This is a genomic window from Methylopila musalis, assembly GCF_042679725.1.
Taxonomy (GTDB): domain Bacteria; phylum Pseudomonadota; class Alphaproteobacteria; order Rhizobiales; family Methylopilaceae; genus Methylopila; species Methylopila musalis.
The window spans coordinates 1-13,772 of sequence record NZ_JBHTMX010000073.1; the positions used below are offsets into that span (position 1 = coordinate 1).

The following is a 13,772-nucleotide window of genomic DNA, read 5'->3' on the forward strand; positions in this document are numbered from 1 at the left end:
CGGTCGTCCGCCGCGCCGGCGTAAAGCCTCAGCGGCGGGTCGCGAGGCAGGAGGCCGCGGGCCGGCCCCGCTCGCTCCAGGTGGCGACGTCGCCCTTGCCGCGCAGCTCGTAGCGCTCCGAGGCGTACCAGACGCCGGAGGCCGCGCGCTGCTGGCCAAGGTCCGCGGTCTCGCCGTCCGCCATCACCACATGCGCGCTCTCGTCCCGGAACGTCACCTGCAGGAACGAGCCGTCGTCGCAGGCGTAGCGGGTGTCCTCCGCCGCCGCTGTGGGAGCCGGGCGCGGGGAGGGCGCCTCCGGGGCGGAGGCGCAGCCGGGCAGCGCGAGCGCCGCCGCGAGGCCGAGACAGGCGAGGGGGCGACGCATGGGCGGCTCCTGAGGCGGACGGCGGATCAGCGGGCGAGCAGGCCGGCGGGCAGGCGCACGCTTCCGCGCAGGTCCGGGGCCGCCATGGCGAGCGGCGGCGTCTCGGGCCGGGGATCGACCGGGTTCGCCATGACGAGCGCCCAGAACACCTCATAGCGGGAGTGCGGCGCGCGCGCCGCCGCGATGCCCATGCGGCCCATGCCCGGCGCGAGCAGGTTCCTCAGATGGGGCGGCGACGAGCGCCAGCCGGTGAAGGCGTCGGCGAGGGTGTCGTGCCCGGCGCCGATGTTCTCCACGATGCCGCCGTTGCGATAGCCGGAGCGGGCGATGCGCTCCTTCAGCGAGCCGGACACCGAATGGCTGAGCTTGTCCGCGCGGGCCATGGCCTGCGCCTGCTGCTCGGCCATGCGGTTGAGATCCGGGTCGAGCCGCACCGGGCCGAGGCCGTTGGAGCGGCGCAGCTCCGAGATCATGTCGGCGGCGGCCTGCCGGTCGAGCTTGGCGCCGGGGCGGGTCTGGCTCTGGTAGAGGCTCGGCTCCGACGGCGGTTTCGGGGCGACGGGCGTGGCGGCGCAGCCGGCGAGGACGGCGGCGAACGCGAGCGCCGAGACGGTCAGGACGGGACGGATCATGCGGCGCGCTCCAGCGCGTGAGGGGCGGAACTCTGGCGGAGAAAAGGGTTAAGGCTTCGTTGCGCTCACGGCTGGGGCTCGGTGCGCGGCGGCGGCGACGTCGGCGCGTCCGAGGCGTCGTGCGACCGCGCGGCGGAGAGGGTCTCGGCCGGGCGCAGCGCCAGCCGCGTCAGCGTCTCGCCGATGCGATCGACCGCCTCGGGCAGGCTCGGGGCCGCGGCGCCGCCGATGGCGACGCCCTGCTCCTTGAACGCCTTCACCAGCGCGAAGTTGAGGTCGCTCTTCACCGTGGCGGCCTGGCGCGGGCTCGGAACGCTCGCGAACAGGGTGAAGCCGTTGTCGGCCTTGCCGAGGCTGTTGAAAAACACCTGCGGCTCGGGGAAGCCCAGCACCGAGCCGTGGGCCTTGGCGGTGTCGAGCAGGATGCGCCGCACCGCGACCGGGTCCACGTCGGCCGCGACCGTGATCTCGATCTGCACCCGGCCGACCGGCGCGCCGTGGGTGACGTTCTTGACGCTCTTGGTGATGAAGTCCGAGTTCGGCACGATCAGCGTGGAGCGGTCGAACAGCTCGATCTCGGTCGAGCGCACCGAGATGCGGCGCACGTTGCCCTGATCCGAGCCGATCACGATCCAGTCGCCCGCCTTGATCGGGCGCTCCGCCAGCAGGATCACGCCCGAGACGAAGTTCGAGATGATGGACTGCAGGCCGAAGCCGATGCCGACCGAGAGCGCGCCGGCGACGATGGCGAGACGGTCGAGGCTGAAGCCGAGATAGGAGACCGCGATCACGATCACCAGCAGGCCGCCGAGATAGCCGACGCCGGTGTTGATCGAGGCCTTGAGCCCGGTGTCGAGCCGGGTCTTGGGCAGCAGGTCGCGGTCGAGCCAGCGCTGCACCGCGCGGGTGAGCGCGAAGCCCACGAACACCAGCGCCAGCGCGCCGAGCACGCCCGCGACCGAAATGGTGATGTCGCCGATCTGGAAGCCGGTGAAGGCGGTCCGGAGCCAGCTGAACACGTCCGTGGTCTCGAGGCCCCACGGCGCCGCGAGGATGATGAGCGCGAAGCCGAGCAGCGTCACCCGCGCCACGCCCGACAGCACCACGCCGATCTGCTCCAGCGAGGAGGCGCGGATGCCGATGGCCTCGCTCGCGGCGCGGCCGAGCCCGGTCTGCGCCGACAGGCCGGTGGTCAGCAGGTCGTCCACGAAGGTGAGCAGTAGGAACAGCAGCGCCAGCACCGTGGCGATCCAGATGACCTGGTTGGCCAGGAACTGCGCCAGCGCCACGTAGCCGGTGGCGACCGCCAGCAGCACCACGGCGATGGCCGCCCAGGCGAGCAGCCGGAGCAGGGACAGCGCCGGCCCGCCGAAGCGCTCGGGCGCCTTGGCGGCGTCGGTCTGGGCGCCGGCGTCCTCGATCCGCTCGGCCGCCCGCAGGCGGCGCAGGGCGAGGGCGAAGGTGCCGGCGTTCAGCACGGCGAAGGCGCCGGTCGCGACGATCGACACCGCGAGGCTCGCCACGATCAGGTCGTTGAAGCGCTCCACCAGCCGGCCGAGCACGAACACCAGCGCGCACCACAGCGGCTGGTTCTTGATCTCGGCCACGGCGGCATCGGACAGGTTTACGAGCCGCCACGCCGGACGGCGCGGATTGAGGAAGGCGCGCATCAGCCCCTGCACCAGGCCGAGGAAGCCCGCCGCGGCGATCAGCGCCAGCATCAGCGGCTCGACCCGCATGGGCATCCAGCCCGCGAGCTTCAGCCCCTGATAGAGCGCGAACACCGCGAGCGCCGGCGTCAGGGTGGTGCCGAGCACCAGCGTCATGGCGGTCGCCGAGCGCCGGAGATGGGAGCGTGGCGCCTCGCGCAGCGCGAGACGGTTGCCGAGGCTGATGATCCGCCGCCGGCCGGGGAACAGCAGCAGCAGCGCGATCAGCGCGGAGGCCAGCGCCGTGCCGAGCGAGGCGGGCGAGAGATTGCGGCCGACGACCGCGCGCCAGTCCGAGAAGATCAGGCTGACGGCCCCGAGATCGCGCGAGGCGTTGGTCGTCAGCTCCACCCAGAGCGTGGGGTCGAGCAGCGAGCGGCTGCGCTCGAACAGCCGCTGCGCCAGCAGCGCGCGGCGGCGCTGGGTGATGTCGTCGCCCACCTGCGCGGCCTCGACCTGAAGCAGGCGGCCGCGCTTGATCTGCTCGTCGATCTTCTGGCGCGCGCTGGTCTGGGCCTCGCGCTCCTTGGCGGCGTCGGGGCTTTCGGCCGGCTGGCCCTCCGCCGGCGCCGGGCCCATCTGCTCCAGCCGCGCGTCGGCGGCCTTGAGCTGGGGCTGAAGCTGCGACACCGCGTCGTCCACCGTGGTCGCCAGCGGCTCGATGCGCGCCCGGAGCCCGCCGAGCGTCGCGTCGTCGAGCGACTCCCGCTTGAGCGTCGCCTCGATCTGGTCGAGCTCCGCCTGGACCTGATCGATCCGGGCGCCGGGCGCCGGGGTGGCCGCCTCCTGCACGCCGGCGGCGCCGAGCGTGGCGACGAGGACGGCGAGAATGGCGAACAGGCGGAGCGGCGCGGCGAGGCCGGACGGCATACGAATCGTTCCCTTGAGGCGGACGGAAGCTGCGGCCTGCATCCTGGACGAATGCGGCCAAGGGCGGGCGAAATCCCTTCCGGGCGCGGATTTATCGCGGGGGGCGCGCCTCTCCGCCCGGCCGCGCGCTCGAAACGCTCAAAAAAACCGCCTCGCGAAGCTCCCGACCACTGGCGCGCGCGCCGCGCTCCGCCATAACCGCGTGGCGGCGCATGCGAGCGGGGCGCGCCGGCAAGATACTGAGGGACGGAATCGGTCGGCGTGTTCAGGGCGGGCGGAGAAATGGCGGTGCGGATTCGCGACCATGACTGGTCGTCGACCCCGTTCGGCCCCATCGACGACTGGCCGCCGGCGCTGCGGATCGCGCTCGGCCTGTGCCTGAACTCCAGCTACCCGACGGCGATCTACTGGGGCGACGACCTGCGTCTGCTCTACAACGACGCCTGGTCGCCCATCCCCGCCGACCGGCACCCGTGGTCGCTCGGCCGGCCCGCGGCCGAGGTGTGGCGCGACATCTGGCCGATCGTCGGGCCGCAGTTCGAGCAGGTGGTCGCCACCGGGCGCGGAGTCTCCGTGTTCGACCAGATGCTGCCCATGGATCGCGGCGGACGGCTGGCCGAGACCTACTGGAACTACAGCTTCACCCCGATCCTCGACGACAGCACCGGCGTCGTGGGCGTGCTCAACCAGGGGCACGAGACCACCGATCTGGTGCGCACCGCCCAGAGCCGCGAGTTCCTGTTCCAGGCCGCCGACCGCATCCGCGCCGCCACCGCCCCCGGCGCCCGCCCGGGCGACGTGCTGTCCTCCGTGCTGCCGCTGGTGGGGAATTCGCTGTCCGCCCTCCGCGTAGGCTACGTGGACGTGAACGGCGAGCGCGACGTGGGCGAGCTTCGTGGCCTCTGGAGCGCGGGCGCGGACGCGCTGAAGACCGGCCCGCTGCCGCTCGGCGCGCTCGGCTGGCGCGACGCTGAGGACGGGACCTTCGTGGCCGAGGACCTCGCCGACGACCACGCCTTCAACCGCGGAGTGGCGAGCCGGCTCGTGGCGCCCGTCGCGCGCGGCGGCCGGGTGATGGCGGCGCTGTTCGTGGACCGCGCCACGGCGTCCGAATGGAGCGTGCACGACCGTCATGCGGCGCGGGAGGTGGCGGACCGGCTGTGGCTCGGCCACGAGCAGGCGACCAGCCTGTGGCGGCTGCGCGAGAGCGAGGCCCGCCTGTCCGCGATCTTCGGGCAGTCGGCGGTCGGGCTGTCGGAAATGGCGCTGGACGGCCGGTTTCTGCGCGTGAACGGGGCCATGGCGCGGCTGCTCGGCCGCTCGCCCGAGACGCTGCGCCAGGTCACCATGGCGCAGCTCGCCCATCCCGACGACCGGGACGACATCGAGCGCCGGTTCGCGCGCGCGGTGCAGACCGGCGAGGCGTTCGACCTTGAGGAGCGCTGCCTGCGCCCGGACGGCTCCGCCACCTGGGCGGTGAGCAACGTGACCGTGCTGGTGGACGAGGGCGGCGGCCCGAGCGGCTTCTTTGGCGTGACGGCGGACGTGACCGACCGCCGCGAGGCGGAGCGGATGCGCAGCCTGCTGCTGGCCGAGCTGAACCACCGGGTGAAGAACAATCTGGCGACCGTGCAGGCGCTCGCCCGCCAGACCCAGCGCAGCGCGGTCGACCTCGAGGATTTCCAGACCACCTTCAACGCCCGGCTCATGGCGCTGTCGCGCGCCCATGACCTGCTGATGCGCGAGACATGGTCCAGCGCCCAGCTGATCGAGCTCGCCGCGGTCACGCTCGCGCCCTTCGGCGTCGCGGCCGGGCGCGTGACCGTGGGCGGCGATCCGGTGCGCCTGTCGCCGACGGCGGCCGTCACCATGACCATGGCGCTGCACGAGCTCGCCTCCAACGCGCAGAAATACGGCGCTCTGTCCGTGCCGAACGGACAGGTGGCGCTGGACTGGACGATCGGCGACGATGGCCGACGGCTCGAGATGGCGTGGCGGGAGACGGGCGGCCCGCAGGTGAGCGAGCCCGCCCGACGTGGTTACGGATGCCGGCTGATCGAGCGCGGCATCGTTCAGGAACTGGGGGGCGAGGCGCGCATCGACTTCGCTCCCGAGGGCGTGGCCTGCACGCTCCTTGTCCCGCTTTCGCAGAAAGTTCTCGCGCAATGACCGAGCGTGATTTTTCCGGCCTGAAGATTCTCGTCGTCGAGGACGAGGCCATGATCTCCATGATGATCGAGGACATGCTGCTCGATCATGGGGTGGACGTGGTGGGTCCGGCCGGCGGGGTGGCGCAGGCGATGACGCTGCTTGACGGCGTGGCGCTCGACGGCGCGCTGCTCGACGTCAATCTTGGTGGCGAGAAGAGCTTCCCCGTCGCTGACGCGCTGGCGCAGAAGGGCGTGCGCATCGTGTTCACCACCGGCTATGGCGAGGCCGGCGTGATCGGCCGCTATCCGGACGCGCGCACGCTGCAGAAGCCGTTCGTGGCGGCCGATCTCGTTGAAGCGCTGAGCTATTTCCGGGATCGGGACTGAACGCGTCACAAAGACGCGCGGCGCGGTTCACGACGGGTGAATTCTCAGCTAGAGTGCATCAGCACACCAAGGCGGAGAAAACGCCATGCCGAGTTACAAGGCGCCGGTCGAGGACACGCTTTTCCTGCTCTATGACGTGCTGGGTTTCGAGCGGCACGCCAACCTGCCCGGCTTCGCCGACGCCTCGCGCGACACCGTCGAGGCGATCCTGAACGAGGCGGCGAAACTCGCCGAGGAGACGTTCCAGCCGCTGAACCTGTCCGGTGACGAGGACGGCTGCGCCCGCAGCCCCGACGGCGCGGTCACGACGCCCAAGGGCTTCCGCGACGCCTACCGCGCCTTCGCCGACGGCGGCTGGGTCGGGCTCTCCGCCGATCCCGAGCATGGCGGGCAGGGGCTGCCGCGCACGCTCGCCATGATCGTCAGCGAGTACATGTCGTCCGCCAACATGGCGCTGACCATGTATCCCGGCTTGACCCAGGGCGCGATCGCCGCGCTGACGCTGCACGGCTCCGAGGAGCAGAAGCGGCTCTACCTGCCGCGCATGGTGTCCGGCGAATGGACCGGCACCATGAACCTGACCGAGCCCCATTGCGGCACGGATCTCGGCCTGATCCGCAGCCGCGCGGTTCCGAACGGCGACGGCTCCTACGCCATCACCGGCACGAAGATCTTCATCTCCGCCGGCGAGCACGACCTCACCGAGAACATCGTGCATCTGGTGCTGGCCCGCATCCAGGGCGCGCCGGGGGGCACGAAGGGCATCTCGCTGTTCGTCGTGCCCCGCAATCTGGTCGGCGAGGACGGCTCCGTCGGCGCCCGCAACGGCGTGTCCTGCGGCGCGATCGAGCGCAAGATGGGCATCCACGGCAACGCCACCTGCGTCATGAACTACGACGGCGCGACCGGCTGGCTGGTGGGCGAGGAGAACCGCGGCCTCGCCGCCATGTTCACCATGATGAACGAGGCGCGGCTCGGCGTCGGCGTGCAGGGGCTCGCCCAGTCCGAGGTCGCCTATCAGAACGCGGCGGCCTACGCCAAGGACCGCCTGCAGGGCCGCGCGCTCACCGGCGCCAAGGCGGCGGACAAGCCCGCCGACCCCATCCTCGTCCATCCGGACGTGCGCCGCACCTTGCTCTCCATCAAGGCCTTCAACGAGGCCGCCCGCGCGCTGGTGCTGTGGACCTCGCTCAAGGGCGACGTCGCCCATGTGAGCGAGGACCCGAAGGACCGCCAGTCCGGCGACGACGCTATGGGCCTGATGACCCCGGTCATCAAGGGCGTCATCACCGACGTGGGCTTCGACAACACGGTGAAGGCGCAGCAGATGTTCGGCGGGCACGGCTACATCGCCGAGCACGGCATGGAGCAGTTCGTGCGCGACGCCCGCATCGCCCAGATCTACGAGGGCGCGAACGGCGTGCAGGCCATGGACCTGGTGGGCCGCAAGCTGCCGCGCGACGGCGGCCGCGCCATCATGGCCTTCTTCAAGGAGGTGGACGCCTTCCTCGCCGAAAACGCCGGCGAGGACGGGCTGAAGCCGTTCCTCGGCCCGCTGAAGAGCGCGCGGGAGGACCTGCAGAAGGCCACCATGTGGTTCATGGCCAACGCCATGGGCAAGCCCGACAACGCCGGCGCCGGCGCCAGCGACTACATGCGCCTGTTCGGTCTGGTGGCGCTCGGCTTCATGTGGGCCAAGATCGCCCGCACCGCGCTCGACCGGAAGGCGGACGGCGGCCGCCCCGCCGCGGAGATGGACGTGAAGCTGACGCTCGGCCGCTTCTTCATGGAGCGGGAGCTGCCGGAGACGGCGGCGCGGCTCGCGGCCCTGTCCGCCGGCGCCGACGCCGTGATGGCGCTGCCGCCGGACGCGTTCTGATCCGGGTTTACGTTTCGCATGCCGTCCTGAACAGGAAGCCGGTCCCGGCCACGCCCGGACCGCACCACGCGAGAGAGGACCAATGCCCGACGCCTACATCTTCGACGCCGTGCGCACCCCGCGCGGGCGCGGCAAGCCGGACGGCGCGCTGCACGAGGTGTCCTCGCTCGGCCTCGCGGTCACGGCGCTGAAGGCGCTGAAGGAGCGCAACGGCCTCGATACGGTCGCGGTGGACGACGTGGTGCTCGGCTGCGTCGATCCGGTGGGCGAGGCGGGCGGCGACATCGCTCGCGCCGCGGCGCTCGCGGCCGATTACGGGATCGACGTGCCGGGCGTCCAGATCAACCGCTTCTGCGCCTCGGGCCTCGACGCGGTGAATTTCGCGGCCGCGCAGGTCATGTCCGGCCAGCACGATCTCGCCATCGGCGGCGGGGTGGAGAGCATGAGCCGCGTCGGCCTCGGCGCCTCCGGCGGCGCCTGGCCCATGGACCCCGCGATCGCGGTGAAGTCCTACTTCATGCCGCAGGGCGTCTCGGCCGACCTGATCGCGACCAAGTACGGCTTTTCCCGCGACGACGTGGACGCCTATGCGGTGGAGAGCCAGAAGCGCGCCGCCGCCGCCTGGAGCGAGGGCCGCTTCGGCCGCTCGGTGGTGGCCGTCACGGACGTGAACGGCATCACCCTGCTCGACCGCGACGAGCACATGCGCCCCGACGCCACCATGCAGTCGCTCGGCGGGCTGAAGCCCTCCTTCGCGGAGATGGGCGAGCTCGGCGGCTTCGACGCGGTGGCGACTTACGCCCATCCGGACGTTGAGCGCGTGAACCACGTCCACCACGCCGGCAACTCGTCCGGCATCGTGGACGGCGCCGCGGCGGTGCTGGTCGGCGCGAAGGAGGCGGGCGAGGCCATCGGCCTGACGCCCCGCGCGCGCATCCGCGCCTTCGCCAACATCGGCTCCGAGCCGGCGCTGATGCTGACCGGCCCGGTGGACGTGACGAAGAAGGTGCTGGCCCGCGCCGGCATGAGCATCGGCGACATCGACCTGTTCGAGGTCAACGAGGCCTTCGCCGCCGTGGTGCTGCGCTACCTGCAGGCCTTCGATCTCGACCCGGCCAGGGTCAACGTCAACGGCGGCGCCATCGCGCTCGGCCACCCGCTGGGCGCCACCGGCGCCATGATCCTCGGCACGGCGATCGACGAGCTGGAGCGTTCGGGCAAATCCACCGCGCTGGTGACGCTCTGCATCGGCGCCGGCATGGGCACCGCCACCATCATCGAGCGGGTGTGAGGGCGATCATCATGACCGAGACCAACTTCCGCACCGAGCTCGACGCCGACGGTCTGCTGGCCGTCGTCTGGGACATGCCCGGCCGCTCCATGAACGTGCTGACCGCGGAGGCGATCGGGGAGCTGTCGGGGATCGTGGACCGCGTCGTCGCCGACGAGGCGATCAAGGGCGTCGTGATCTCCTCGGGCAAGAAGGCGTTTTCCGGCGGCGCCGATCTCACCATGCTGGAGGGCATCGCCCGGCTCTACGAGCGCGAGCGGGCCCGCAGCGGCGAGACCGCGGCGGCGCAGGCCGTGTTCGACGAGAGCCGCAAGCTGTCGCTGCTCTACCGGCGGATCGAGACCTCGGGCAAGCCGTGGGCGGCGGCGATCCGGGGCGTCTGCCTCGGCGGCGCCTTCGAGCTGGCGCTCGCCTGCCACCACCGCGTCGCGGCCAGTGACGGCTCGACCCGCGTCGGCCTGCCGGAGGTGAAGGTGGGGCTGTTCCCCGGCGCCGGCGGCACCCAGCGGGTGGCGCGGCTGCTGCCGCCGCAAGACGCGCTTCAGATGCTGATGAAGGGCGAGCAGATCCGCCCGGACAAGGCCCGCGCTATGCGCCTCGTGGACGAGGTGGCGCCCGAGGCCGAGATCGTCGACCGCGCCAAGGCGTGGCTGAAGACCGGGCCGAAGGCGGTGAAGCCGTGGGACGAGAAGGGCTTCAAGCTGCCCGGCGGCCCGGTGTGGTCGAAGGGCGGCTTCATGACCTTCCCGCCGGCCAACGCCATCTACCGCCGGGAGACGCAGGGCAACTACCCGAACATCTTCGCCATGCTGCAGGCGGTGTTCGAGGGGCTGCAGCTGCCGATGGATCTGGCGCTCACGGTGGAGAGCCGGCTGTTCGCCAAGGTGCTGCGCAGCCCGGAGGCGGCGGCCATGATCCGCACCCTGTTCGTCTCCATGCAGGAGCTGAACAAGGGCGCCCGCCGGCCGGCCGGCGTGCCGAAGACCGCGCTGAGGAAGGTCGGCGTGGTGGGCGCGGGCTTCATGGGCGCGGGCGTGGGCTACGTCACCGCCCAGGCCGGAATCGAGGTGGTGCTGGTCGATCGCGACCAGGCGGCCGCCGACAAGGGCAAGGAGTTCGCCCGCTCGCTGATCTCCGGGCAGGTGGCCAAGGGCCGCGCCAGCGGCGCGGAGCGCGACGCCCTGCTCGGGCGCATCACCGCGACCGACGACTACGGCGCGCTCGGCGACTGCGATCTGGTGATCGAGGCGGTTTTCGAGGACCCGAAGGTGAAGGCCGAGGTCATCGCCAAGGTTGAGGCCGCGCTGAAGCCGGAGGCGATCTTCGCCTCCAACACCTCGACCCTGCCGATCTCAGGCCTCGCCAAACATGCAAAGCGCCCCGAACGCTTCGTCGGCATCCATTTCTTCTCGCCGGTCGAGAAGATGATGCTGGTGGAGGTGATCGAGGGCGAGAAGACTGGCGACGAGGCGCTCGCAGTCGCGCTCGACTATGTGGCGGCGATCCGCAAAACGCCGATCGTGGTCAAGGACAGCCGCGGCTTCTTCGCGAACCGCTGCGTCATCGCCTACATGCTCGAAGGCCATCTGATGCTGACCGAGGGCGTGCCCGCGGCCATGATCGAGAACGTGGCGCGCCAGGCCGGCATGCCGGTGGGGCCGCTGTCGCTCAACGACGAGGTGGCGCTCGATCTCGGGCTGAAGATCCTCAACGCCACCAAGGCCCAGCTCGGCGAGCAGGCGGTGAACCCCGCGCAGGAGGCGCTGCTGCGCCGTCTGGTGGAGACGGAAGGCCGGCTCGGCCGCAAGAACGGCAAGGGCTTCTACGACTATCCCGACGCCGGCAAGAAGAGCCTGTGGCCGGGCCTCGCCGATGTGGTCGAAGCCAAGCTCGACCCGGACGCCATCGACGTGGCCGAACTGCGCGACCGCTTCCTCGTCGCCCAGGCGCTGGAAGCCGCGCGCACGGTGGAGGAGGGCGTCATTTCCGACATGCGCGAGGCGGATGTGGGCGCCATTCTCGGCTTCGGCTTCGCGCCCTTCACCGGCGGCCCGCTGAGCTGGATCGACGGCATGGGCGCCAAAGCCTTCGTCGCCAAGGCGCAGGCGCTGGAGGCGAAGCACGGCTCCCGGTTCGCGCCGAACAGCCTGCTGCTCGATCTCGCCGACACGGGCGAGACCTTCTACGGGCGTTTCGCCGGCCCCGCGAAGGCGGCGGCCTGATCGGCCGCGGGACGGGGCCGGTCGGGCGTCAGGCGGTCGCGCCGTTTCACATCGTGGATGTCCGAACGCCACGCTCGGGCATGACTGTCGACGCAGTCTCATGAGTTGTGAGGGCTTGGATCACATGAGCGAAGACAAGGTCAAAGGCCCGGCCTCGTATTTCCCGTCCATCGAGAAGACGTATGGCCGCCCGATCTCACACTGGAAGGAGATCGTCCGCGCGGCGCTCCCCGCCAGGCATATGGAGCTCGTCGCCCTGCTGAAGCAGCAGCATGGGCTGGGGCACGGCCACGCCAACGCGATCGTGGCGCATACGCTCGCCGAAGACGGCAAGTAAGCTCTGTCGCCGCTTAGGATTCCGAGCGGGAGCGACGGCCGTCCTGACGCCGTAAGCGTGGTCCGGTTCGTGGTCTGAAAACAAAAAGGGCGCACCGCATCTCCGCGGCGCGCCCTTTTCAATGGAACGTCTGAACACCCGTTGAACATCGCCGCAACGCGCGCCTGAAACCCCCGTCATGCCCGGCGAAGCCGGGTATCCACGACTTTGACGACACAGACGCCTGAACGCTCAAGTCGTGGATGCCCGAGACAAGCTCGGGCATGACGGTTTGCGGATGTCCGGGCAGGCTGTGACGTCCCGCGGCGTCACGCGCCGCGGTAGATTTCGCGCTTGCCGGCGTGGTTGGCGGCGCCGACGATGCCTTCTTTCTCCATCCGCTCCATCAGCGAGGCGGCGCGGTTGTAGCCGATCTGCAGACGGCGCTGGATGTAGGAGGTGGAGGCCTTGCGGTCGCGCAGCACCACGGCCACCGCCTGCTCGTAGAGATCGCCGGAATCTTCCGAGAACTCGCTCTGGTCGAACACCGCCGTGTCTGCGCCGGTCTCGTCCGCGTCGGGGCCCGCGGCGAGCTCCTCCTCGTCGGCCGTCACCTCGTCGAGATATTCCGGGCGGCCCTGCAGCTTCAGATGGTCGACGACCTTCTCCACCTCCGCGTCGGAGACGAAGGGGCCGTGGACGCGGGTGATGCGGCCGCCGCCGGCCATGTGCAGCATGTCGCCCTGGCCGAGCAGCTGTTCGGCGCCCATCTCGCCGAGAATGGTGCGGCTGTCGATCTTCGACGTCACCTGGAACGAGATCCGGGTCGGGAAGTTGGCCTTGATGGTGCCGGTGATCACGTCCACCGACGGCCGCTGGGTCGCCATGATGAGGTGGATGCCGGCGGCGCGCGCCATCTGGGCGAGACGCTGGATCGCGCCCTCGATCTCCTTGCCGGCCACCATCATCAGGTCGGCCATCTCGTCGACGATGATGACGATGTAGGGCAGCGGGCTGAGGTCGAGCGCCTCTTCGGCGTGGATCGCCTCGCCGGTCTCGCGGTCGAACCCGGTCTGGACGAGGCGCGTCACGGTCTCGCCGGCCGCGAGCGCTTCCGCCGCGCGGGCGTTGAAGCCGTCGATGTTGCGCACGCCGAGCTTCGCCATCTTGCGATAGCGGTCCTCCATCTCGCGCACGGCCCATTTGAGCGCGATGACGGCCTTCTTCGGATCGGTGACGACCGGCGTCAGCAGGTGCGGGATGCCCTCATAGACCGAGAGCTCCAGCATCTTGGGGTCCACCATGATCAGCCGGCACTTCTCGGGCGAGTGCATGTAGAGCAGGCTGAGGATCATGGTGTTGATGGCGACCGACTTGCCCGAGCCGGTGGTGCCGGCCACCAGCAGATGCGGCATGCGGGCGAGATCGGCGATCACCGGCTCGCCGCCGATGGTCTTGCCGAGGCCGACCGCGAGCTTGTGCTTGGTCTCGCCGAACTCCGGCGTCTCCAGCAGCTCGCGCAGATAGACCGTCTCGCGCCGGGCGTTCGGAAGCTCGATGCCGATGACGTTGCGGCCCTCCACCACGGCCACGCGGGCCGACACCGCGCTCATGGAGCGGGCGATGTCGGGGGCGACCGCGATGACGCGGCTCGACTTGGTGCCGGGCGCGGGCTCCAGCTCATAGAGCGTGACCACGGGGCCGGGATTGGCGTCGATGATCTCGCCGCGCACGCCGAAGTCGTTCAGCGTCTGCTGCAGCTTGACCGAGTTCTTCTCCAGAAACTCCTCGGACTGCTCGAAGGTGGGCTCGGTCGCCGGCGGCAGCGCCAGCAGCTCCAGCGGCGGCAGCTCGTAACCGCCCGGAACCGCCCGGCGGACCGGCGCGGCGACAGGAGCCGGGGCGACCGGCGCGGGGACGACCGGCGCCGGGACCGGGGTCGAGGCGAC

The 13,772-nt window shown here is 70.9% G+C and carries 10 protein-coding genes; 6 read left to right on the forward strand and 4 right to left on the reverse strand.

What is annotated here, in order from left to right:
• Window positions 1–28 precede the first annotated feature (28 nt).
• The 3 genes from ACFQ4O_RS09635 to ACFQ4O_RS09645 all read right to left on the reverse strand — a co-directional run bounded on the left by ACFQ4O_RS09635 (window position 29) and on the right by ACFQ4O_RS09645 (window position 3,578).
• A complete protein-coding gene (locus ACFQ4O_RS09635; protein WP_378775477.1) occupies window positions 29–367 on the reverse strand; it encodes an MliC family protein in 339 nt (112 codons plus the stop codon).
• A gap of 26 nt (window positions 368–393) precedes the next feature.
• On the reverse strand, window positions 394–999 hold the full coding sequence (locus ACFQ4O_RS09640) for a CAP domain-containing protein (RefSeq protein WP_378775478.1): 606 nt from the start codon (window positions 997–999) through the stop codon (window positions 394–396).
• Window positions 1,000–1,064: 65 nt separating this feature from the next.
• On the reverse strand, window positions 1,065–3,578 hold the full coding sequence (locus ACFQ4O_RS09645) for a DUF3772 domain-containing protein (RefSeq protein ID WP_378775479.1): 2,514 nt from the start codon (window positions 3,576–3,578) through the stop codon (window positions 1,065–1,067).
• 282 nt (window positions 3,579–3,860) lie between these two features.
• Here ACFQ4O_RS09645 and ACFQ4O_RS09650 point away from each other — a divergent pair, with 282 nt between their 5' ends.
• The 6 genes from ACFQ4O_RS09650 (at window position 3,861) to ACFQ4O_RS09675 (ending at window position 11,844) form a co-directional block, all read left to right on the forward strand.
• A complete protein-coding gene (locus ACFQ4O_RS09650; protein WP_378775480.1) occupies window positions 3,861–5,747 on the forward strand; it encodes a PAS domain-containing sensor histidine kinase in 1,887 nt (628 codons plus the stop codon).
• Window positions 5,744–6,115, forward strand: a complete 372-nt coding sequence (locus ACFQ4O_RS09655; protein WP_378775481.1) for a response regulator — start codon at window positions 5,744–5,746, stop codon at window positions 6,113–6,115. The genes ACFQ4O_RS09650 and ACFQ4O_RS09655 overlap by 4 nt, the downstream gene beginning before the upstream one ends.
• 85 nt (window positions 6,116–6,200) lie before the next feature.
• Complete coding sequence (locus ACFQ4O_RS09660) at window positions 6,201–7,994, forward strand: acyl-CoA dehydrogenase C-terminal domain-containing protein (protein ID WP_378775482.1); 1,794 nt, start codon at window positions 6,201–6,203, stop codon at window positions 7,992–7,994.
• Window positions 7,995–8,076: 82 nt separating this feature from the next.
• Window positions 8,077–9,285 carry an acetyl-CoA C-acetyltransferase gene (locus ACFQ4O_RS09665; protein ID WP_378775483.1) on the forward strand — a complete coding sequence of 403 codons (1,209 nt, stop codon included), beginning with the start codon at window positions 8,077–8,079 and terminating at the stop codon, window positions 9,283–9,285.
• 11 nt (window positions 9,286–9,296) lie between these two features.
• Window positions 9,297–11,507 (forward strand): 3-hydroxyacyl-CoA dehydrogenase NAD-binding domain-containing protein, encoded by a 2,211-nt coding sequence (locus ACFQ4O_RS09670; RefSeq protein ID WP_378775484.1) that lies wholly within the window; start codon window positions 9,297–9,299, stop codon window positions 11,505–11,507.
• Window positions 11,508–11,631: 124 nt separating this feature from the next.
• On the forward strand, window positions 11,632–11,844 hold the full coding sequence (locus ACFQ4O_RS09675; protein ID WP_378775485.1) for a DUF4287 domain-containing protein: 213 nt from the start codon (window positions 11,632–11,634) through the stop codon (window positions 11,842–11,844).
• Between the two features lie 308 nt (window positions 11,845–12,152).
• Here the strand turns inward: ACFQ4O_RS09675 and ACFQ4O_RS09680 are convergent.
• A partial coding sequence (locus tag ACFQ4O_RS09680; RefSeq protein ID WP_378775486.1) for a DNA translocase FtsK occupies window positions 12,153–13,772 on the reverse strand: 1,620 nt, incomplete at its 5' end.